This is a genomic window from Pseudomonas sp. GL_103, from assembly GCF_057835175.1.
This window is the reverse complement of sequence record NZ_CM174420.1, coordinates 4,717,860-4,737,350: the sequence shown is the minus strand read 5'-3', so window position 1 is coordinate 4,737,350 and position 19,491 is coordinate 4,717,860. Positions and strand designations below refer to the sequence as shown.

Here is a 19,491-nt window from a genome sequence, read left to right as displayed (position 1 = left end):
ATATAAAAAAAGCCCCGCCTGGGATCACCAGGCGGGGCTTTTTAGTGGCCGATGGAATCAGGCAAGAGGTTTAGGCTCGTGCTCTTTTTCCTGGGCTTGCTCGTGTTGCTCTACCGCGTCCTGAACGGAGCGCGGTGCTTCGTGGATCACCGACTCAACCGGCTCGGCAGCCACTTCGGCAGCCGGTGCAGGCTCGGCAGCGACAACCGCTTCAGCCGGAGCCGCAGCTGCAGCCAGTTCAGCTTCCTTCTGCAGACGCTCGGCTTCACGCTTGCGACGACGCACTTCACGTGGGTCGTTAGGCGCACGGCCACTTGGCGTCAGGGCGCTGGCAGGAGCAGCTTCGACCACCGGTGCGGGTGCTTCGGCAACGACCGGAGCTTCAACGACTGGCGCTTCAACCACCGGCGCTGGAGCCGGTTCTGCGGCGGCAACCACCGGCTCGGAAACCATGGCTTCAGCCACTGGGGTTTCAGCGGCAGGTGCAGCGGTTTCAGCGACGGCTGGCTCGGCAACCCAATTGAATGCGGTTTGCTCTTCGCGAGCTTCACGCACGGTTTCAGTCACGGTTTCAACAACCGCTTCTTCAGCCTGGGCAGGTGCTTCTACCACTGGCGCTGGCTCGGCAGCCGCTTCAACAGCAGGCTGAGCTTCTGGCGCTGGCGCCACTTCGATTTCCGGCGAGGCGGTGATTTCGACCGGTGTGATCGCTTCAACGACTGGCGCTTCAACCGGAGCTGCTTCCAGGGTCGAGGCAGTGGCGCGTTCGGCTTGCACGTTGGCTTCAGCTTCGGCCGGAGCGCTGATCACGCTGCTGGCAACGGCTGCGGTGACAGCCAGGCCGGCGGCCAGATCGGCAGTGCTTGGCGCTTCAGCGTTTTCGCCGGACTCGGACTCTTCCGAACCTTCGATCACGTTGCCGTTGGCGTCACGCTGACGCTCGCGACGGTTGCTGCGACGACGCTGGCCACGGGAGCGGCGGCGTGGACGATCGCCTTCGGCGCCTTCCTGACCGTCTTCCTGCAGTTGCTCTTCGTTGGTGACCAGTTCTTCTTCAGTTGCAGCTGCGGCAGCTTGTTCGGCTCGTGGCTGACGTTCTTCACGCGGTGGGCGTGGAGCGCGCTCTTCACGTGGCTGGCGAGCCGGACGCTCTTCAGCGGTAGCAGCCGTAGCGGTAGCAGCGGCGGCCGGAGCAGCCGGAGCGGCATCCAGAGGTTCGCGCAGTTCACGAACACGTTCTTCACGCTCGCCACGTGGCTTGCGATCTTCACGCGGAGCGCGCGGTGCACGTTCTTCACGAGGAGCGCGTGGTGCGCGTTCTTCGCGGGCTACCGCTGGCGTTTCCTCGCGGGTCTCGCGAGGTTCGCGCACTTCCCGTGGCTGACGCTCTTCACGCGGCTCGCGTGGTGCGCGTTCTTCACGCGGTGCACGTTCTTCGCGAGGCTTGCGCTCTTCATCGCGGCGACCGTTACGGTTGCGGCTCTGCTGGCGACCGTTGCGACGCTCTTCGTTGCGGGCCGGACGCTCGGTGGTTGCAGGCTTTTCAACCACGGTCGGAGCAACAGGTTCTTCCTTGGTGGCGAACAGGCTCACCAGCGACTTCACCAGGCCTTTGAACAGGCTTGGCTCCGGTATGGCGACCGGGGCAGGGGCCGGAGCTGCGACTTCGGTCGGAACCGGAGCATTGGCGCGGGCCGGAGCAGTCTTGACCGCGGCTTCCTGGCGAACCAGGGTGCGGGTCGCAGCGGCTGGCTGGACTTCTTCGACTTCGGCAGCGGCAGCGGCGATTTCGTAGCTGGACTGGTTGGTCGCGGCTTCCGGGCTGTCATCACGCAGGCGCTGCACTTCGAAGTGCGGCGTCTCGAGGTGATCGTTCGGCAGGATGACGATGCGGGCGCGGGTGCGCAGTTCGATCTTGGTGATCGAGTTGCGTTTTTCGTTGAGCAGGAACGCAGCCACCGGGATCGGCACTTGTGCACGAACTTCGGCGGTACGGTCTTTCAGGGCTTCTTCTTCGATCAGGCGCAGGATCGCCAGGGACAGCGATTCAACGTCACGGATGATGCCGGTGCCGTTGCAACGCGGGCAGACGATGCCGCTGCTTTCGCCCAGGGACGGACGCAGGCGCTGACGGGACATTTCCAGCAGGCCGAAGCGCGAGATGCGACCGACTTGCACGCGAGCGCGGTCGGCTTCCAGGCATTCGCGGACTTTCTCTTCCACGGCGCGCTGGTTCTTGGCAGGGGTCATGTCGATGAAGTCGATGACGATCAGGCCGCCGATGTCGCGCAGGCGCAACTGACGGGCGATTTCCTCGGCCGCTTCAAGGTTGGTTTGCAGTGCGGTTTCTTCGATGTCGCTGCCTTTGGTGGCGCGCGCCGAGTTGATGTCGATGGACACCAGGGCTTCGGTCGGATCGATAACGATGGAACCGCCGGAAGGCAATTCGACAACGCGCTGGAAAGCGGTTTCGATCTGGCTTTCGATCTGGAAACGGTTGAACAGCGGAACGCTGTCTTCGTATAGCTTGATCTTGCTGGCGTACTGCGGCATCACCTGGCGGATGAAGGTCAGGGCTTCGTCCTGGGCTTCAACGCTGTCGATCAGCACTTCGCCGATGTCCTGGCGCAGGTAGTCGCGGATCGCGCGGATGATCACGTTGCTTTCCTGGTAGATCAGGAACGGCGCGGCGCGGTCCAGCGAGGCTTCCTTGATGGCGGTCCACAGTTGCAGCAGGTAGTCGAGGTCCCACTGCATTTCTTCGCTGCTGCGGCCCAGGCCGGCAGTGCGCACGATCAGGCCCATGTCGGCCGGTGCAACCAGGCCGTTCAGGGCTTCACGCAGTTCGTTGCGCTCTTCGCCTTCGATGCGACGGGAGATACCGCCGGCACGCGGGTTGTTCGGCATCAGCACCAGGTAACGACCGGCCAGGCTGATGAAGGTGGTCAGGGCGGCGCCCTTGTTGCCACGTTCTTCTTTTTCGACCTGAACGATGACTTCCTGGCCTTCGCTCAGGACGTCCTTGATGTTGACGCGACCTTCCGGGGCTTTCTTGAAGTATTCGCGGGAGATTTCTTTGAGGGGCAGGAAGCCGTGGCGCTCAGAGCCGAAATCGACAAAGGCAGCCTCGAGGCTTGGTTCGATGCGAGTAATCCGGCCTTTATAGATGTTGGCCTTCTTCTGCTCGCGTGCACCGGATTCGATGTCCAGGTCGTAGAGGCGCTGGCCATCTACCAGTGCAACACGCAACTCTTCGGGTTGAGTTGCGTTAATCAGCATTCTTTTCATGTAGTACCGTCGGTTTCCGGGCTGCCGGAAACGGCGTTCGGCACACACGACTTCTCACGGTCGGTGTCAGGTGCGTCGGGAGTGGTTGGCCATTTCCCGTGTCCAGCGAAGTCCGGCCAATGTGGGCCTTCATCGCGACGTACGCGTCCTGCTTGCTGTGGCTACTTAAGCACTCAGTCAGGAGGAGGAATCAACCAGCGGCTGTGGACGAGATGAAGCGTCTTGAGAAAGCCTGTTGCTACACAGTCCGGCGGTTGTGCATCTCCACCCTACACGTATCCCTGATAATTCGGGTGCTGCCGCGCGCAGAATCCGCAGCGGGTTGGCATTTACCGTGAGCTCCGAAAGGGGAGGTCACGCATCATGGCTAATTTAGGCGTTGTTTCCGATGCCTTCGCTCGGGGTCATTCGCAGCTGACTGCACTTTGTGAACTGGCCGTGAATATGGCTCGCAAAACGAGTGAAAACTCTGCTTTGTGGCGTGATTCAGGCCTCATGTCACCTGCGCTCGTTACACCTGCAAACTCCACCGTTACGTAGCGAAAGCCCCGTAGGACGGCCTCGCGTCCTGGTGAATTGCGTTGGTCAGGGCCGGTTTTTGACCGTTGGTCCGCTGTCCAGGCCGCTTTTGGCGACGTTCGCGACTATAGCAGCAATGATTAAGTGCTTCAATTCCATAAAAAATTGTTATCATCCGCGCCATGACGACGACTACCCCCCCGACTCCAGGCGTACAACTGCTTGAGGTCTCGCCGGAATATGCCGGCCAGCGCATTGATAATTTCCTTCTCGCCCGACTCAAAGGCGTGCCCAAGACCTTGATTTACCGCATTTTGCGCAAGGGCGAAGTGCGCGTGAACAAAGGTCGGATCAAGCCCGAGTACAAGCTGCAGGCGGGCGACATCGTGCGCGTGCCGCCGGTTCGCGTGCCTGAGCGCGACGAGCCGGTGCCATTGGCACAAGGCCTGCTGCAGCGGCTCGAAGCCTCGATTGTCTTCGAAGACAAGGCGTTGATCGTGATCAACAAGCCTTGCGGCATCGCCGTTCACGGCGGCAGCGGCTTGAATTACGGAGTCATCGAAGCCTTTCGTCAGTTGCGTCCCGATTGCAAGGAGCTCGAACTGGTTCATCGTCTCGACCGTGACACCTCCGGCCTGCTGATGATTGCCAAGAAGCGCAGCATGCTGCGTCACTTGCACACAGCCTTGCGCGGTGATGGCGTTGATAAGCGCTATATGGCGCTGGTTCGCGGTAACTGGGCGTCCTCGATCAAGCAGGTTCGAGCGTCGCTCGGTAAGAGCAATCTGCGCTCCGGTGAGCGTATGGTCGAGGTCGACGAGGAGGAGGGCAAGGAGTCTGTGACCGTGTTCAAGGTCCTGCGTCGCTTTGGCGACTTTGCCACCCTGATTGAAGCCAAGCCGATCACCGGCCGCACTCACCAGATCCGCGTCCACACGTTGCACGCTGGGCACTGCATTGCCGGCGATACCAAGTACGGCGATGACGATTTCAGTAAGGAAATCCGCGATCTGGGCGGCAAGCGCCTGTTCCTGCATGCCTACATGCTGACCGTGCCGCTTCCCGATGGCGGTGAACTGAAGCTGCAAGCGCCGGTCGACGAGATGTGGGCCAAAACCGTGGAGCGATTGAGTGCGCCCATCTGATTGCAAGCTGCTGATCTTTGATTGGGACGGCACCCTGGCTGATTCCATTGGCCGGATTGTCGAGGCGATGCACGTTGCCTCGCAGCGTTCCGGCTTTGAGCTGCGCGATGATCTGGCCGTCAAGGGCATCATCGGCCTGGGCTTGCCGGAAGCGATCCGCACCCTGTATCCCGAAATCGACGACGCCGAGCTGATCGCGTTCCGCGAGCACTATGCTGAACATTACATTGCGTCGGAGGCCGTGCCTTCTCCGCTGTTCGAAGGTGTGGTCGAGTCGCTCGAAGCGTTTCGTGCCGAGGGCTATCATCTGGCTGTGGCGACCGGCAAGGCCCGTCGCGGGCTGGATCGGGTGTTGAAGTCCCATGGCTGGGAGAATTACTTCGATATCACTCGCGCCGCCGACGAGACCGCCAGCAAGCCTCATCCGCTGATGCTCGAACAAATTCTCGCGCATTGCGAGGTTCGCCCGGAGCAGGCGTTGATGGTCGGTGATTCGTCCTTTGATCTGCAGATGGCGCGCAACGCCGGCATGGGCTCGGTGGCTGTCAGTTATGGCGCTCAATCGATCGATGCGTTGAAGTTGTATGAGCCGCGACTGGCCATCGACCGTTTTTCAGAATTGCATGCCTGGCTGAGTCAGCGGGCTTAACCGGTTGTTTTTGGGGTGGATGGCATGACCGACGAATGGAAGGCGCCCGCCAAGGCGAGCGCAGAGAGCGGTGACGACAAGAGCTGGAAGCTGCTGGAAAAGACCCTGCTGGCCGGCGTGCAGGAGCAGCGCCGGTCCCGTCGCTGGGGGATATTCTTCAAGTCTCTGACTTTTGTGTATCTGTTCGGCGCAATTGCCCTGTTTTCGCCGCTGATGGATATGGAAAAGGCCGCTACCCTCAGTGCCAATTACACGGCGTTGATCGACGTGACAGGCATGATTGCCGACAAGGAGCCGGCCAGCGCAGACAATATCGTTGGCAGCCTGCGCGCGGCTTTCGAGGACAAGAAGGTCAAGGGCGTCATCCTGCGCATCAACAGCCCGGGCGGCAGTCCGGTGCAGTCGGGTTATGTTTATGACGAGATCCGTCGTCTGCGCGGCCTGCACCCGGACACCAAGCTGTATGCGGTCATTTCCGATCTTGGGGCTTCCGGTGCTTACTACATCGCCAGCGCGGCAGATCAGATCTACGCCGACAAGGCGAGCCTGGTCGGCTCCATCGGTGTGACGGCAGCCGGTTATGGTTTTGTCGGCACCATGGAGAAGCTGGGCGTCGAGCGTCGCACCTACACCTCTGGCGAGCACAAGTCGTTCCTCGATCCGTTCCAGCCACAGAAGCCGGAAGAAACCGCCTTCTGGCAGGGCGTGCTCGATACGACCCACAAACAGTTCATCAACAGCGTCAAGCAGGGGCGTGGCGATCGCCTGAAGGACAAGGAGCATCCGGAGCTGTTCTCCGGCCTGGTCTGGTCCGGCGAGCAGGCGCTGACGCTGGGGTTGATCGATGGGTTGGGTAACGCCAGTTCGGTTGCGCGGGATGTGATCGGCGAGAAAGAACTGGTGGACTTTACCGTTCAGGAGTCGCCATTCGATCGCTTCTCGAAAAAGCTCGGTGCCAGCGTAGCTGAGCATTTGGCGATGTGGATGGGCTTTAACGGTCCGTCGCTGCGCTGATCCGGCCTTAAGGTCAAAAGATCGCAGCCTGCGGCAGCTCCCACGCTAATTCATGTAGGAGCTGCCGAAGGCTGCGATCTTTTGCTATCAGGGTATTTGCACGCCTTCGGCCAACAACATGTCGATCAGGCGAATCAGCGGCAGGCCGATCAGGCTGGTGGCGTCAGGTCCCTCGGTACTGCGAAACAGGCTCACCCCCAGCCCCTCGGCCTTGAAGCTGCCTGCGCAGTCGTAGGGTTGCTCGGCGCGCAGGTAGCGTTCGATGCGGGGTGCGTCGAGTTTGCGCATGTGTACGGTGAACGGCACGCAATCGACCTGGCAGTGTCCTGTCTGGCTGTTGAGCAGGGCCAGGCCGGTCAGGAACGTCACGCTGGCACCGCTGGCGGCCAGCAGTTGTTCGCGGGCTTTTTCGAACGTATGGGGCTTGCCGATAATCCGGTTTTCCAGCACGGCAACCTGGTCGGAGCCGATTATCAGATGAGCGGTATGGCTGTCGGCCAGGGCGCGCGCTTTCTCTTCGGCGAGGCGCTTGACCAACTCGATGGCGGATTCGCCCGGGCGATGGCTTTCGTCGATATCCGGCGAGCTGCAAGTGAAAGGCAGCTGCAGGCGGGTCAGCAATTCCCGGCGATAGACCGAGCCAGAAGCGAGTAATAAAGGCAGCATGCGCATCTCCAGAAGGCAGGTGCGAATTCTAGCGAGGCTTGCAAGTGACGGACAGGGCTGAATTTCCTTTGACATGGGCGGGTGCATCCCTATAATGCTGCGCCTATGTTGAATGACCCGATTCCACCTCACGTTGACCCGCGCAAATTGGCTGATCGTGGCACCACCCTTCAAGGTGAAATGCTGCTGGCCGATTTGGAGAGACTCTGCGACCCGCTTTCCGACAATGTCGGTACGGTGCAGGCTAAATTCGTTTTTGAACGAGATGAACGTAAATCTGTGGTCATCCACAGCTTTATCGACACTGAAGTCAAAATGGTTTGCCAGCGTTGTCTTGAGCTGGTCACCCTGCCGATCCACAGCGAATGCAGTTACGCTGTGGTGAAGGAGGGTGCGAATACCCAGTCGTTGCCGAAAGGTTATGACGTGCTGGAACTGGGCGAAGATCCTTTGGATCTGCAGTCACTGATCGAGGAGGAGCTTCTGCTCGCCTTGCCCATTGTGCCTGCTCATCATCCGGAAGAATGCCAGCAGCCGGCGGGTCTCGATGAGCCCGAACCGAGCGAGGACGAGGTAACGCGGTCCAACCCGTTCAGTGTATTGGCGCAGTTAAAGCGTGACCCAAACGTTTAGGAGTTAATCAATTATGGCTGTTCAGCAGAACAAAAAATCCCGCTCTGCCCGTGACATGCGCCGTTCGCACGACGCTCTCGAGGCTAGCACCCTGTCTGTAGAAAAAACCACCGGTGAAGTTCACCTGCGTCACCACGTATCGCCAGAAGGCGTATACCGTGGCCGTAAAGTGATCGACAAGGGCGCTGACGAGTAATCACTTGTCCGCTCAAGTCATCGCGATTGACGCAATGGGCGGGGACTTCGGTCCCCGCAGCATTGTTCAGGCCAGCCTTGCTTGCCTGTCTGCCACACCCTCGCTGCACCTGACCCTCGTCGGTCAACCCTCCCTACTTGAAGAATTGATCGCTGGCCATCTGGCTGTGGATCGCGCGCGCCTGTCGATTGCCCCAGCGTCCGAAGTCATCACCATGGACGAAAAACCGGCCCAGGCCCTGCGTGGCAAGCCCGACTCGTCGATGCGCGTGGCGCTTGAGTTGTTGCGTGACGGCAAGGTCCAGGCCTGTGTCAGTGCCGGCAATACCGGTGCGTTGATGGCGTTGTCGCGGTTCGTGCTCAAGACCCTGCCCGGCATTGACCGTCCGGCCATGGTGGCGGCAATTCCGACACAGAAGGGTTATTGCCAATTGCTCGACCTGGGCGCCAACGTCGATTGCAGTGCCGAGCATCTGCTGCAGTTTGCGGTCATGGGCTCGGTCGCGGCGGAAACCCTGGGCATAGCGCGTCCTCGGGTGGCATTGCTGAACATCGGCACCGAAGACATCAAGGGCAATCAACAGGTCAAGTTGGCAGCGACTTTGTTGCAAGGCGCCCGTGGCATCAATTACATCGGTTTTATCGAGGGCGACGGTTTGTACCGTGGCGAAGCGGATGTGGTGGTGTGTGACGGTTTTGTCGGCAACATCCTGCTCAAGTCCAGCGAAGGTCTGGCGACCATGATTGCCGGGCGCATCGAGGCGTTGTTCAGAAAGAACGTGGCCACTCGGGTGGTCGGTGCGCTGGCACTGCCCTTGATGAAGCGGCTGCAGGCCGATCTGGCGCCTGCCCGACACAACGGCGCGAGCTTTCTCGGCTTGCAGGGCATTGTGGTGAAAAGCCACGGTTCTGCCGGGGTCCAGGGGTTTCAGAGTGCCATTCAGCGCGCCTTGATCGAGATTCAGGAGAATCTTCCCGAACGCCTGCACGGTCGTCTGGAGGATTTGTTGCTTTAGGCGTTTTCGTCGGACAATGCTTAAATGTGACCGCTTGGTTCGATGGGCCATCCAACTGTCAGTTTCTTGCGTCCCCGAAGCGGGGCGCCAACTCTCCGACGACAAGATCATTAGGGGCTTGTTACATGTCTGCTTCCCTCGCATTCGTCTTTCCAGGACAGGGTTCGCAGTCCCTCGGCATGCTGGCCGAGCTGGGCACGCAACATCCGGTTGTCCTTGAAACATTCAAAGAAGCTTCCGATGCACTGGGTTACGACCTGTGGGCACTGACCCAGCAAGGGCCGGAAGAGCAACTCAATCAAACCGATAAAACCCAGCCGGCCATTCTGACCGCCTCTATCGCCCTGTGGCGTCTGTGGCTGGCCGAAGGTGGCGCGCGCCCGGCTTACGTTGCCGGGCACAGCCTGGGTGAATACAGCGCGCTGGTCGCGGCAGGCAGTCTGAGCCTGGGCGATGCGGTGAAACTCGTCGAGCGTCGTGGCCAGTTGATGCAGGAAGCCGTTCCGGCCGGGCAGGGTGGCATGGCCGCCATCCTGGGTCTGGACGATGCCGACGTACTGGCAGCCTGTGCCGAAGCGGCGCAAGGCGAAGTGGTCAGCGCGGTCAATTTCAACTCGCCGGGCCAGGTGGTCATCGCCGGTGCCAAGGCTGCCGTCGAGCGCGCCATCGAAGGCTGCAAGGCGCGTGGTGCCAAGCGCGCCATGCCGTTGCCGGTCAGCGTGCCGTCGCACTGCGAGCTGATGCGTCCGGCGGCCGAGCGTTTCGCCGAGTCGATCGCCGCGATCGACTGGCAGGTCCCGCAGATTCCTGTGGTGCAGAACGTCAGTGCCCAAGTGCCGGCCGATCTGGAAACCCTCAAGCGCGATTTGCTCGAGCAACTGTACAAGCCAGTACGCTGGGTTGAATCGGTCCAGGCGCTGGCCGCCAAGGGCGCGACCAACCTGGTCGAGTGTGGCCCGGGCAAAGTGCTGGCCGGTCTGAACAAACGTTGCGCCGAAGGCGTGTCGACATCCAACCTCAATACCCCAGACGCTTTCGCTGCCGCCCGTGCAGCGTTGGCCTGAATCAGGAGAAGCTTGCATGAGTCTGCAAGGTAAAGTTGCACTGGTCACCGGTGCAAGCCGTGGCATCGGCCAGGCCATCGCCCTGGAACTGGGTCGTCAGGGCGCCATCGTTGTGGGTACCGCGACCTCCGCGTCGGGTGCTGAACGCATTGCCGCGACCCTGAAGGAAAACGGTATTCAGGGCACCGGCCTGGAACTCAATGTCACCAGCGACGAGTCCGTGGCAAGTGTTCTGGCGAGCATTCAGGAGCAGTTCGGTGCGCCGGCGATTCTGGTCAATAATGCCGGTATCACCCGCGATAACCTGATGATGCGCATGAAAGACGACGAGTGGCACGACGTTGTCGATACCAATCTGAACAGTCTGTTCCGCCTGTCCAAGGGCGTTTTGCGCGGCATGACCAAAGCCCGTTGGGGCCGAATTATCAGTATTGGCTCGGTTGTGGGTGCCATGGGCAACGCAGGCCAAGTAAACTACGCTGCCGCCAAGGCCGGTCTGGAAGGTTTCAGTCGTGCTCTGGCGCGTGAAGTCGGTTCGCGTTCGATTACGGTAAACTCGGTGGCCCCTGGGTTCATCGATACCGATATGACCCGTGAACTGCCCGAGGCGCAGCGTGAAGCCTTGCAGACGCAGATTCCGCTGGGTCGTCTGGGGCAGGCCCAAGAGATCGCGTCCGTGGTCGCTTTTCTTGCGTCGGACGGTGCGGCTTACGTTACCGGAGCTACAATCCCGGTGAACGGCGGGATGTACATGTAATTCAAATGTGACGGATTGCTTCAAAAAAATGTCATACGAGCTGTCTAAAATCCGTTATAAAGCTGCAATCTATTTATAGGCAGAGGGTCACCGGGTTCGAGGAGTGAAGCTTTCAGTTGAAAAGCTGAAAAGCCTTTCTATACACTTACCCACTGGCCAGCTGCCTGAATTTGTCCATTAGGAGTGAAAACAAGGTATGAGCACCATCGAAGAGCGCGTCAAGAAAATCGTTGCTGAGCAACTGGGCGTTAAAGAAGAAGAAGTGGTCAACACTGCTTCCTTCGTTGAAGACCTGGGTGCCGACTCCCTTGACACCGTTGAGCTGGTGATGGCTCTGGAAGAGGAATTCGAGACCGAAATCCCTGACGAAGAAGCCGAGAAGATCACTACTGTACAAGCTGCAATCGACTACGTTACTAGCCACCAGGCGTAATAGTTTGTAATCGTTGCTCGCTGTCATGGAAAAACCGCACTGCCATCATGGCGTGCGGTTTTTTCTTTAGGCCTGATGCAAAGTCGTCATTTGAAAAAAAGGAGAGTGCTGTGTCGCGTAGACGCGTCGTAGTCACCGGTATGGGTATGTTGTCGCCACTGGGCACGGATGTGCCGAGCAGTTGGCAGGGCATTCTGGCTGGCCGCAGTGGCATTGGTCTGATCGAACACACCGACCTTTCTGCCTATTCCACCCGTTTTGGCGGCTCGGTAAAGGACTTCAATGTCGAGGAATACCTGTCGGTCAAGGAAGCCCGCAAGCTCGACCTGTTCATTCAATACGGTCTGGCCGCAGGTTTTCAGGCGGTACGCAATTCCGGTCTGGAAGTCACTGACGCCAACCGTGAGCGTATCGGCGTGGCCATGGGCTCGGGTATTGGCGGTCTGACCAATATCGAAGAAACCGCCCGCACGCTGCACGAGACCGGCCCACGACGGATCTCTCCGTTCTTCGTGCCAGGCTCGATCATCAATATGATTTCCGGTTTCCTGTCCATCCACCTCGGTGCACAGGGGCCTAACTACGCCATCGCCACGGCCTGTACCACCGGTACACACTGCATTGGCATGGCAGCCCGCAACATCATGTACGACGAAGCCGACGTGATGATTGCCGGCGGCGCCGAGATGGCGGCCTGCGGTCTGGGCATGGGCGGCTTCGGTGCCTCCCGCGCGCTGTCGACCCGCAACGACGAGCCGACCCGCGCCAGCCGTCCATGGGACAAGGGCCGCGATGGCTTTGTATTGTCCAATGGTGCCGGTGCGCTGGTGCTGGAAGAACTCGAGCACGCCAAGGCACGTGGCGCGACCATCTACGCCGAGCTGATCGGCTTCGGCACCAGTGGCGATGCCTACCACATGACCTCGCCGCCAGCCGATGGCGCAGGAGCAGCGCGTTGCATCACCAATGCACTGCGCGATGCCAAAATCAATGGCGATCAAGTGCAGTACATCAACGCCCACGGCACCTCGACTCCGGCAGGCGACCTGGCCGAAGTCAATGCGATCAAGTCGGTGTTCGGCGAGCACGCCTACAAGCTGGCCGTCAGTTCCACCAAGTCCATGACCGGTCACCTGCTGGGTGCGGCGGGCGCGGTCGAGGCGATCTTCAGCGTGCTGGCAATCAACGGCCAGGTGGCACCGCCGACCATCAACCTCGATGAGCCGGACGAAGGCTGCGACCTCGATTTCGTGCCGCACACGGCGCGCAACATGGATATCGATGTGGTCGTTTCAAACTCCTTCGGTTTTGGCGGCACCAACGGCTCGCTGGTGTTCCGCCGGTTCGCAGGCTGATGGACAGCTGGGTCGACGGTCAGCCGGCTGACGCTTTGTCGCTGAAGGATCGCGGCCTGGCTTATGGCGATGGTCTGTTCGAGACCATCGCCGTGCGCAACGGGCAGCCCGTGTTGCTGGACCGGCATCTGTCGCGTCTGGCGGACGGCTGCTCGCGTCTGGCGATAACAGCCGAGCATGAGCTGATCCGCAGCGAACTGCTGGCCTATGCCGCGGCACTGGGTGACGGGGTGCTCAAGCTCATCCTCACCCGTGGCGACGGTCTGCGCGGTTACGCCCCCGATCCTTCGGCCCAGGCCCGACGCATTCTGCAAGGCAATCCACCTGCGGCTTATCCTGCCGCGCATGGTGAGCAGGGTGTTCGTCTGTTTCCTTGCACCACGCGATTGTCCAGGCAGCCATTACTGGCCGGCCTCAAGCACCTGAATCGTCTTGAACAAGTCCTCGCTCGTGCCGAATGGCAGGACACCGAGCATGCCGAAGGCTTGATGCTCGATCAGGCCGGGCGCGTGATTGAAGGTGTGTTCAGTAACTTGTTCCTGGTGCGTGATGGCGTGCTCATCACCGCTGACCTCAAGCGCTGCGGAGTGGCAGGCGTGATGCGCGCCGAAATATTGTTTCAAGCCAAGTCGCTGGGAATCCCCACGCAAATCACCGATATCCCCCTCGAACAGCTGCAATGGGCTGACGAAGTCTTTGTCTGCAACAGCGTGTATGGTATCTGGCCGGTGCGCGCCTATGCTGCTCTTCACTGGCCGGTTGGGCCGCTCACCCGTAAACTCCAAACCATTGCCCGTGTGCTACTGGATGCTTGATACGTGAGACGTAAACTCTTGCTGCTGCTGGAAACCGGAGTGGTTCTGGCGGGGCTGCTGATGGGGGCTTCAGCCTGGAAAATTCATTCGGCGCTGGTACAGCCGCTGAACATTGCCCAGGAACAATTGCTGGATGTGCCCAAGGGCACCACGCCGACCCGCACCCTCTACCGACTCGAAGCCAACGGCGTCATCAAGGACGCATTCTGGCTGCGGGTGTATTGGCGCTTCAATCTCGCCAAACAACCCCTGCACAGCGGCGAATACCGCATTCAACCTGGCATGACCGTCGAAGGCCTGATCGACCTGTGGAAACGCGGGGAAATGGTTCAGTACAGCCTGACCCTGGTCGAAGGCTGGAGTTTCCGTCAGGTCCGCGCAGCGCTGGCCAAGGAAGAGAAGCTCGATCATAGCCTCAACGGTTTGAGCGATAGCCAGGTCATGGACAAGCTCGGCCACACCGGGATTTTTCCGGAAGGGCGCTTCTTCCCTGACACCTATCGTTATGTGCGGGGCATGTCCGATGTCGAGCTGCTGAAAACCGCTTACGACCGCCTCGACGAAGTACTCGCCAAGGAGTGGCAACAGCGCTCTTCCGATGTGCCATACACCGAGCCTTACCAGGCGCTGATCATGGCTTCGCTGGTGGAAAAGGAAACCGGCGTACCGCAGGAACGTGGGCAGATTGCCGGCGTGTTTGTGCGACGCATGGAGATGGGCATGCTGCTGCAGACCGATCCGACGGTGATCTACGGCCTCGGCGACCGCTACAGCGGCAAGCTGACCCGGGCTCACCTCAAGGAATCGACGCCCTATAACACCTACATGAATGCGGGCCTGCCGCCGACGCCGATTTCCATGGTCGGTCGCGAAGCCATCCATGCGGCGCTCAATCCGGTGGAGGGCAACAGCCTTTACTTCGTGGCGCGTGGCGATGGCACTCACGTGTTCTCCGACGACCTGGATGCCCACAACAATGCCGTGAAGGAGTTCCAGCTCAAGCGTCGCGCCGATTACCGCTCCAGCCCGGCACCCACTGCCACGCCGGAGACATCGCCGACCCAGACTGAACAAAACGGTACGCAGGAGGCCAAGGCTTCCCAGGAGCTGACACCGATCCCGGCCGCTTCACCGAACACGGCTCCCGAGGCGCTGCCGCAGGTGCCGGCGCAAGATCCTGTGCCAGCCCCTGAAACGCCGGAACTCGATGCCAACGCACCGAAAAGCTCGCAATGACTCTGACTAAGGACTGCCTGTGACTGGTTTGTTTATTACTCTGGAAGGCCCCGAAGGCGCCGGCAAGAGCACCAATCGCGAATACCTGGCCGAGCGCCTGCGCGCCGCCGGCATCGAGGTGGTGCTGACCCGCGAGCCAGGTGGCACGCCGTTGGCCGAGCGCATCCGTGAAGTGCTGCTGGCCCCGGTCGATGAAGTCATGAACCCGGACACCGAGTTGCTGCTGGTGTTCGCGGCGCGTGCCCAGCACCTGGCCGAGGTGATTCGCCCGGCGCTGGCCCGTGGTGCCGTGGTCTTGTGTGATCGTTTTACCGATTCGACATACGCCTACCAGGGTGGCGGTCGCGGCTTGTCGCTGGAGCGCATCGCGACTCTGGAAACCTTCGTCCAGGGCGATCTGCGCCCGGACCTGACGCTGATTTTCGATCTGCCTGTCGAGGTCGGCCTGGCCCGCGCCAGCGCTCGTGGTCGTCTGGATCGCTTCGAGCTCGAAGGCCGGACCTTTTTCGATGCCGTGCGCAGTGCCTTCCTCAAGCGGGCCGAGGCGGATCCGGCGCGTTATGTGCTGGTCGATGCTGCCCAACCGTTGGCAAAGGTTCAGCAATCGCTGGATGCCTTGCTGCCGCCCCTGCTGGAGTTGAGCCGTGGCTGAGGCCTATCCGTGGCAGGAAAACCTCTGGCAACAACTGGCCGGTCGCGCGCAGCATGCGCACGCCTACCTGCTGCATGGCCCGGCCGGGATCGGCAAGCGGGCACTGGCCGAGCGCTTGATGGCCAGCTTGCTGTGCCAGCGTCCGAATGCGCTGGAAGCTTGCGGCGAATGCAAGTCCTGCCTGCTGCTCAAGGCTGGCAGTCACCCGGATAACTACATCCTGGAGCCGGAAGAAGCCGACAAGGCGATCAAGGTCGACCAGGTTCGCGACCTGGTCGGTTTCGTGGTGCAGACCGCGCAGTTGGGCGGGCGCAAGGTGGTGCTGATCGAGCCGGCCGAGTCGATGAACATCAACGCCGCCAACGCCTTGCTCAAAAGCCTTGAAGAACCGTCCGGCGATACCGTTCTGTTGCTGGTCAGCCATCAGCCGAGCCGTTTGTTGCCAACCATCAAGAGTCGCTGCGTGCAGCAGGCCTGTCCGCTGCCGGGCGAGGCCATGAGCTTGAAGTGGCTGGCCCAGGCGTTGCCGGAGTGTTCCGAAGAAGAGCGCGTCGAACTGCTGACACTGGCCGCCGGTTCACCGCTGGCGGCGGTCAATCTCCAGGGCCAGGGCGTGCGTGAACAGCGCGCGCAAGTGGTGGAAGGAGTGAAAAAACTCCTCAAGCAACAGCAGTCGCCGACGCAACTGGCCGAAGAATGGAAAAACATTCCGATGTTGCGCCTGTTCGACTGGTTCTGCGATTGGTCGAGCCTGATCCTGCGCTATCAGTTGACTCAGGACGAAGCCGGTCTCGGCCTGACCGACATGCGCAAGGTCGTGCAATACCTGGCGCAGAAAAGCGCCCAGGGCAAAGTCCTCGATATCCAGGACTGGATCCTCGCCCAGCGGCAGAAAGTCCTGAGCAAGGCCAACCTCAATCCGGCCTTGTTGCTGGAGGCATTGCTGGTGCAATGGGCGTCGTTGCCTGTCCAACGATGACCGTCTGCGCCTAGACTCTGAGTATCGGCACATCCGACCGTCCCACCCATTCGATACAAGTTGCAGCCCTTTATGCTCGTAGATTCCCATTGTCACCTTGATCGCCTCGACCTGACCGCCCACGACGGCTCCCTGGATGCTGCCCTGGATGCTGCCCGGCAGCGTGGAGTAGGGCACTTTCTGTGTATCGGTGTCAGCGCGGACAACGCGGCCGACGTCAAAGCCCTGGCCGAACGTTATGACGACGTCGACTGCTCGGTGGGCGTGCACCCTCTGGATGTGCAACCGGGGGCCGCGCCGGCGCTGGATTGGTTGTTGCACGAGCTCAATCACCCGCGTGTGGTGGCGATTGGCGAAACAGGTCTGGACTATCACTACGAGCCGGAAGCGGCAGAGTTGCAGCAGGAATCCTTCCGCCTGCACCTGCAAGCGGCGCAACAGACCGGTAAACCGGTGATCATCCACACCCGTGGTGCCCGCACCGATACCCTGGACCTGCTGCGTGACGCGGCGCTGCCCCAAGCGGGCGTGCTGCATTGCTTCACCGAAGACTGGGAGATGGCGAAGGCTGCGCTGGACATGGGCTATTACATTTCCCTGTCCGGGATTGTCACTTTCCGCAATGCCGACGCGTTGCGCGATGTGGCCAGCAAGGTACCGGCCGACCGATTGCTGGTGGAAACCGACTCGCCGTACCTGGCGCCCATCCCCTATCGCGGCAAGCCAAACCTGCCGCAGTACGTGCGTGAAGTTGCGGAATTTCTGGCAATGTTGCGTGGTGAGCCCTACGAGCGGTTTGCCGAGCAAACCACGGCGAATTTCAAGCGGCTGTTCCCGCTGGCACACGTAAAAGGTTAAATCGCAGGCAAAAAAAACCCGGGTTCTGGGGGGTGAATCCGGGTTAAGACCATTAGGAGTAAAACAATGGCACGCGGTCCGTTGGTACCAATATCGGCGTGACACTTGGGGGAGATGCCCCGCCGACAGTTCAAGTATTGATCAGGATTGCGCCTCGTCCAGTTTGGCGGCCCGGGTTTTTAAACAAATTTGGAATACGTGCGCTTCGGAAGAGTTCTCATCACCCTGTAAACGTGCGCGAAATGACCAGAAAGCGCAGATATGGTCGGATGAACCGTGCATTTTTGCGCAAGTTAGGCATAATACGCGGCTTCGAATTTTGACCCCGACAGACCTTTTCTTATGCATAAAGAACCTCGTAAGGTTCGTGAATTCCGTCGCCGCGAGCAGGAAATTCTCGATACCGCGCTCAAGCTGTTCCTCGAACAAGGTGAAGACAGTGTCACCGTCGAGATGATTGCTGATGCCGTCGGTATCGGCAAAGGCACGATCTACAAGCACTTCAAATCCAAGGCGGAAATCTATCTGCGCCTGATGCTCGACTACGAGCGCGATTTGAACGCTCTGCTGCATTCGGCCGATGTCGACAAGGACAAGGAGGCCCTGTCCCGGGCCTACTTCGAATTCCGCATGCGCGATCCACAACGCTATCGCCTGTTCGACCGCCTCGAAGAGAAAGTGGTCAAGGGCAACCAGGTGCCGGAGATGATCGAGGAGCTGCACAAGATCCGCGCCTCGAACTTCGAACGCCTGACCTTGCTGATCAAGGGCCGGATCAGCGAAGGCAAGCTGGAAGACGTGCCACCTTACTTCCACTACTGCGCGTCCTGGGCGCTGGTGCACGGTGCCGTCGCGCTGTATCACTCGCCGTTCTGGAGCAATGTGCTGGAAGATCAGGAAGGTTTCTTCCAGTTCCTGATGGACATCGGCGTGCGCATGGGCAACAAGCGCAAGCGTGACACCGACACTTCCGGCAGCTGAGCCATTCAGTTGCCTTATTGCGCCATGATTTCGCTACATGGCGCAGTACCGCAGGAATATACTCAGGTAGAGGACTTGCTAAAACTTGATTTCTGAGTCAAGTTTTAGCGGCCCGATATTCTTCCGCCGGAGTGACCATGATCGTTGACCGTCAAGGCAGGCGTTTTCGCAACTTGCGAATCAGTCTGACCTCAGCCTGCAATTACGCCTGTACCTACTGCGTGCCCAACGGCAAGCGGCTGGTGGCTGCGCAGGATGAATTGTCGGCCGAAGCCATGGCGCGCGGCGTGGCTTATCTGATTGAAGCGGCGGGCATCGAGCGTCTGCGCATTACCGGCGGCGAGCCGCTGGTCAGCCCGAAACTCGAAGCGTTCATGACAGCGGTCGGGCAGATGGGCCTGGAAGACATCAGCCTGACCACCAATGGCCAGTTGCTGGCGAAGAAACTGCCGCTGCTGGTGAACGCCGGCATTCGGCGTCTCAACGTCTCCCTCGATACCCTCGACGCCAGTGCGTTCCGCGGCATTGCCCGGGGCGGCGACCTGGCCACCGTGCTCAACGGCATGAACGAGGCCAGTGCGGCCGGCATGAAGATCAAGGTCAACATGGTGCCGCTGCGCGGACAGAACCTCGATCAAGTGATGCCGCTGCTCGACTACTGCCTGGAACGCGGTTATGAACTGCGCTTCATCGAGCTGATGCGCATGGGCCACCTGGCCAGCGATTCCAATGCCTTTCTGCAACAGTTCGTCAGCCTCCAGCAATTGCTGAGCCTGATCGGCGAGCGCTACGAATACCTGCAGGCGGATGCCCCGGTCGATGCGACGGCCGTTCGCTATGAAATTCCCGGCCAGGGTTATTTCGGCGTGATCGCCAACGAGAGCGTGCCGTTCTGCCGTACCTGTTCACGCTTGCGTTTATCTTCCACCGGATGGCTGCATGGCTGCCTGTCGTCGAGCAATCGCCATTACATCGGCGACTTGCTGGACAAGCCACGCCACCAGGCGCTGCCAGCCTTGCAGCGGCTGCTGGTGAAAGCCTTGGGGGACAAGCAGGAAGTGGCGTTCTCCGGTGGCGCGACTGTCATGAAAATTATCGGCGGCTGATCCTGCGCAATCGCGAGCAAGCTCGCTCCCACAGGTGATACGCAATTCCCTGTGGGAGCGAGCTTGCTCGCGATTCGGTCTGTCAGATGCTGATGTTAATGAGCTGGCGCGGAAGCTGCATCCTACGGCC

Annotated in this window: 19 protein-coding genes; 17 read left to right on the top strand and 2 right to left on the bottom strand. The window is 60.3% G+C overall.

Translation table 11 applies throughout. The annotated features are described in order from the left end of the window. Nucleotides 1-57: 57 nt before the first annotated feature. Nucleotides 58-3,288, bottom strand: coding sequence for a ribonuclease E (gene rne / locus AC3IP0_RS21165; protein ID WP_489325802.1), 3,231 nt, complete (start codon nucleotides 3,286-3,288; stop codon nucleotides 58-60). 701 nt (nucleotides 3,289-3,989) lie between these two features. Here rne and rluC point away from each other — a divergent pair. The 3 genes from rluC to AC3IP0_RS21150 are packed head-to-tail and all read left to right on the top strand — an operon-like array spanning nucleotide 3,990 to nucleotide 6,615. Continuing rightward, nucleotides 3,990-4,952: a 23S rRNA pseudouridine(955/2504/2580) synthase RluC gene (rluC, locus tag AC3IP0_RS21160; protein ID WP_151214580.1), complete on the top strand. Its 963-nt coding sequence runs from the start codon at nucleotides 3,990-3,992 to the stop codon at nucleotides 4,950-4,952. Next, nucleotides 4,939-5,601, top strand: coding sequence for an HAD-IA family hydrolase (locus tag AC3IP0_RS21155; protein ID WP_489325801.1), 663 nt, complete (start codon nucleotides 4,939-4,941; stop codon nucleotides 5,599-5,601). Before rluC ends, AC3IP0_RS21155 begins: the two co-directional genes overlap by 14 nt. Nucleotides 5,602-5,625: 24 nt before the next feature. Continuing rightward, nucleotides 5,626-6,615, top strand: coding sequence for a S49 family peptidase (locus tag AC3IP0_RS21150; protein WP_489316877.1), 990 nt, complete (start codon nucleotides 5,626-5,628; stop codon nucleotides 6,613-6,615). Nucleotides 6,616-6,702: 87 nt separating this feature from the next. Here AC3IP0_RS21150 and AC3IP0_RS21145 read toward each other — a convergent pair whose 3' ends face one another. Then, on the bottom strand, nucleotides 6,703-7,281 hold the full coding sequence (locus AC3IP0_RS21145) for a Maf family protein (RefSeq protein WP_489325799.1): 579 nt from the start codon (nucleotides 7,279-7,281) through the stop codon (nucleotides 6,703-6,705). A 105-nt stretch (nucleotides 7,282-7,386) separates the two neighbouring features. Here AC3IP0_RS21145 and AC3IP0_RS21140 point away from each other — a divergent pair, with 105 nt between their 5' ends. The 14 genes from AC3IP0_RS21140 (at nucleotide 7,387) to AC3IP0_RS21075 (ending at nucleotide 19,361) form a co-directional block, all read left to right on the top strand. Continuing rightward, entirely contained in the window at nucleotides 7,387-7,914 is a 528-nt protein-coding gene (locus tag AC3IP0_RS21140) for a YceD family protein (RefSeq protein WP_008050439.1), read from the top strand. A 13-nt stretch (nucleotides 7,915-7,927) separates the two neighbouring features. Continuing rightward, nucleotides 7,928-8,110, top strand: coding sequence for a 50S ribosomal protein L32 (rpmF, locus tag AC3IP0_RS21135; RefSeq protein WP_003179396.1), 183 nt, complete (start codon nucleotides 7,928-7,930; stop codon nucleotides 8,108-8,110). Nucleotides 8,111-8,114: 4 nt separating this feature from the next. Beyond that, a complete protein-coding gene (plsX, locus tag AC3IP0_RS21130) occupies nucleotides 8,115-9,125 on the top strand; it encodes a phosphate acyltransferase PlsX (protein WP_489325798.1) in 1,011 nt (336 codons plus the stop codon). Between the two features lie 125 nt (nucleotides 9,126-9,250). Continuing rightward, nucleotides 9,251-10,189: an ACP S-malonyltransferase gene (gene fabD / locus AC3IP0_RS21125; RefSeq protein WP_489316874.1), complete on the top strand. Its 939-nt coding sequence runs from the start codon at nucleotides 9,251-9,253 to the stop codon at nucleotides 10,187-10,189. A gap of 16 nt (nucleotides 10,190-10,205) precedes the next feature. Then, nucleotides 10,206-10,946 (top strand): 3-oxoacyl-ACP reductase FabG, encoded by a 741-nt coding sequence (fabG, locus tag AC3IP0_RS21120; protein ID WP_007987168.1) that lies wholly within the window; start codon nucleotides 10,206-10,208, stop codon nucleotides 10,944-10,946. A 196-nt stretch (nucleotides 10,947-11,142) separates the two neighbouring features. Beyond that, nucleotides 11,143-11,379 carry an acyl carrier protein gene (gene acpP, locus AC3IP0_RS21115; RefSeq protein ID WP_003175607.1) on the top strand — a complete coding sequence of 79 codons (237 nt, stop codon included), beginning with the start codon at nucleotides 11,143-11,145 and terminating at the stop codon, nucleotides 11,377-11,379. A gap of 110 nt (nucleotides 11,380-11,489) precedes the next feature. Next, nucleotides 11,490-12,734: a beta-ketoacyl-ACP synthase II gene (gene fabF, locus AC3IP0_RS21110; RefSeq protein WP_150717480.1), complete on the top strand. Its 1,245-nt coding sequence runs from the start codon at nucleotides 11,490-11,492 to the stop codon at nucleotides 12,732-12,734. Then, entirely contained in the window at nucleotides 12,734-13,549 is an 816-nt protein-coding gene (pabC, locus tag AC3IP0_RS21105; RefSeq protein ID WP_489316873.1) for an aminodeoxychorismate lyase, read from the top strand. The genes fabF and pabC overlap by 1 nt, the downstream gene beginning before the upstream one ends. Before the next feature lie 3 nt (nucleotides 13,550-13,552). Continuing rightward, the gene (gene mltG, locus AC3IP0_RS21100; RefSeq protein WP_489316872.1) at nucleotides 13,553-14,785 is read left to right on the top strand and encodes an endolytic transglycosylase MltG; all 1,233 of its coding nucleotides are present in this window, start codon (nucleotides 13,553-13,555) and stop codon (nucleotides 14,783-14,785) included. Nucleotides 14,786-14,804: 19 nt separating this feature from the next. Next, nucleotides 14,805-15,437: a dTMP kinase gene (tmk, locus tag AC3IP0_RS21095; RefSeq protein WP_489316871.1), complete on the top strand. Its 633-nt coding sequence runs from the start codon at nucleotides 14,805-14,807 to the stop codon at nucleotides 15,435-15,437. Beyond that, nucleotides 15,430-16,416, top strand: a complete 987-nt coding sequence (locus AC3IP0_RS21090) for a DNA polymerase III subunit delta' (RefSeq protein ID WP_489316870.1) — start codon at nucleotides 15,430-15,432, stop codon at nucleotides 16,414-16,416. The genes tmk and AC3IP0_RS21090 overlap by 8 nt, the downstream gene beginning before the upstream one ends. 72 nt (nucleotides 16,417-16,488) lie before the next feature. Further along, nucleotides 16,489-17,274 (top strand): TatD family hydrolase, encoded by a 786-nt coding sequence (locus tag AC3IP0_RS21085; RefSeq protein WP_489316869.1) that lies wholly within the window; start codon nucleotides 16,489-16,491, stop codon nucleotides 17,272-17,274. Nucleotides 17,275-17,616: 342 nt separating this feature from the next. Continuing rightward, the gene (locus AC3IP0_RS21080; protein WP_007977040.1) at nucleotides 17,617-18,255 is read left to right on the top strand and encodes a TetR/AcrR family transcriptional regulator; all 639 of its coding nucleotides are present in this window, start codon (nucleotides 17,617-17,619) and stop codon (nucleotides 18,253-18,255) included. Nucleotides 18,256-18,392: 137 nt separating this feature from the next. After that, entirely contained in the window at nucleotides 18,393-19,361 is a 969-nt protein-coding gene (locus AC3IP0_RS21075) for a GTP 3',8-cyclase MoaA (RefSeq protein ID WP_489316868.1), read from the top strand. The last annotated feature ends 130 nt before the right edge of the window (nucleotides 19,362-19,491 follow it).

What these genes read in the sequence shown, in the direction of transcription:
- rne (WP_489325802.1), bottom strand. Translation starts at nt 3,288, where the DNA reads ATGAAAAGAATGCTGATTAACGCAACTCAACCCGAAGAGTTGCGTGTT.
- rluC (WP_151214580.1), top strand. Translation starts at nt 3,990, where the DNA reads ATGACGACGACTACCCCCCCGACTCCAGGCGTACAACTGCTTGAGGTC.
- AC3IP0_RS21150 (WP_489316877.1), top strand. Translation starts at nt 5,626, where the DNA reads ATGACCGACGAATGGAAGGCGCCCGCCAAGGCGAGCGCAGAGAGCGGT.
- AC3IP0_RS21145 (WP_489325799.1), bottom strand. Translation starts at nt 7,281, where the DNA reads ATGCTGCCTTTATTACTCGCTTCTGGCTCGGTCTATCGCCGGGAATTG.
- AC3IP0_RS21140 (WP_008050439.1), top strand. Translation starts at nt 7,387, where the DNA reads ATGTTGAATGACCCGATTCCACCTCACGTTGACCCGCGCAAATTGGCT.
- rpmF (WP_003179396.1), top strand. Translation starts at nt 7,928, where the DNA reads ATGGCTGTTCAGCAGAACAAAAAATCCCGCTCTGCCCGTGACATGCGC.
- fabD (WP_489316874.1), top strand. Translation starts at nt 9,251, where the DNA reads ATGTCTGCTTCCCTCGCATTCGTCTTTCCAGGACAGGGTTCGCAGTCC.
- fabG (WP_007987168.1), top strand. Translation starts at nt 10,206, where the DNA reads ATGAGTCTGCAAGGTAAAGTTGCACTGGTCACCGGTGCAAGCCGTGGC.
- acpP (WP_003175607.1), top strand. Translation starts at nt 11,143, where the DNA reads ATGAGCACCATCGAAGAGCGCGTCAAGAAAATCGTTGCTGAGCAACTG.
- pabC (WP_489316873.1), top strand. Translation starts at nt 12,734, where the DNA reads ATGGACAGCTGGGTCGACGGTCAGCCGGCTGACGCTTTGTCGCTGAAG.
- AC3IP0_RS21085 (WP_489316869.1), top strand. Translation starts at nt 16,489, where the DNA reads ATGCTCGTAGATTCCCATTGTCACCTTGATCGCCTCGACCTGACCGCC.
- AC3IP0_RS21080 (WP_007977040.1), top strand. Translation starts at nt 17,617, where the DNA reads ATGCATAAAGAACCTCGTAAGGTTCGTGAATTCCGTCGCCGCGAGCAG.
- AC3IP0_RS21075 (WP_489316868.1), top strand. Translation starts at nt 18,393, where the DNA reads ATGATCGTTGACCGTCAAGGCAGGCGTTTTCGCAACTTGCGAATCAGT.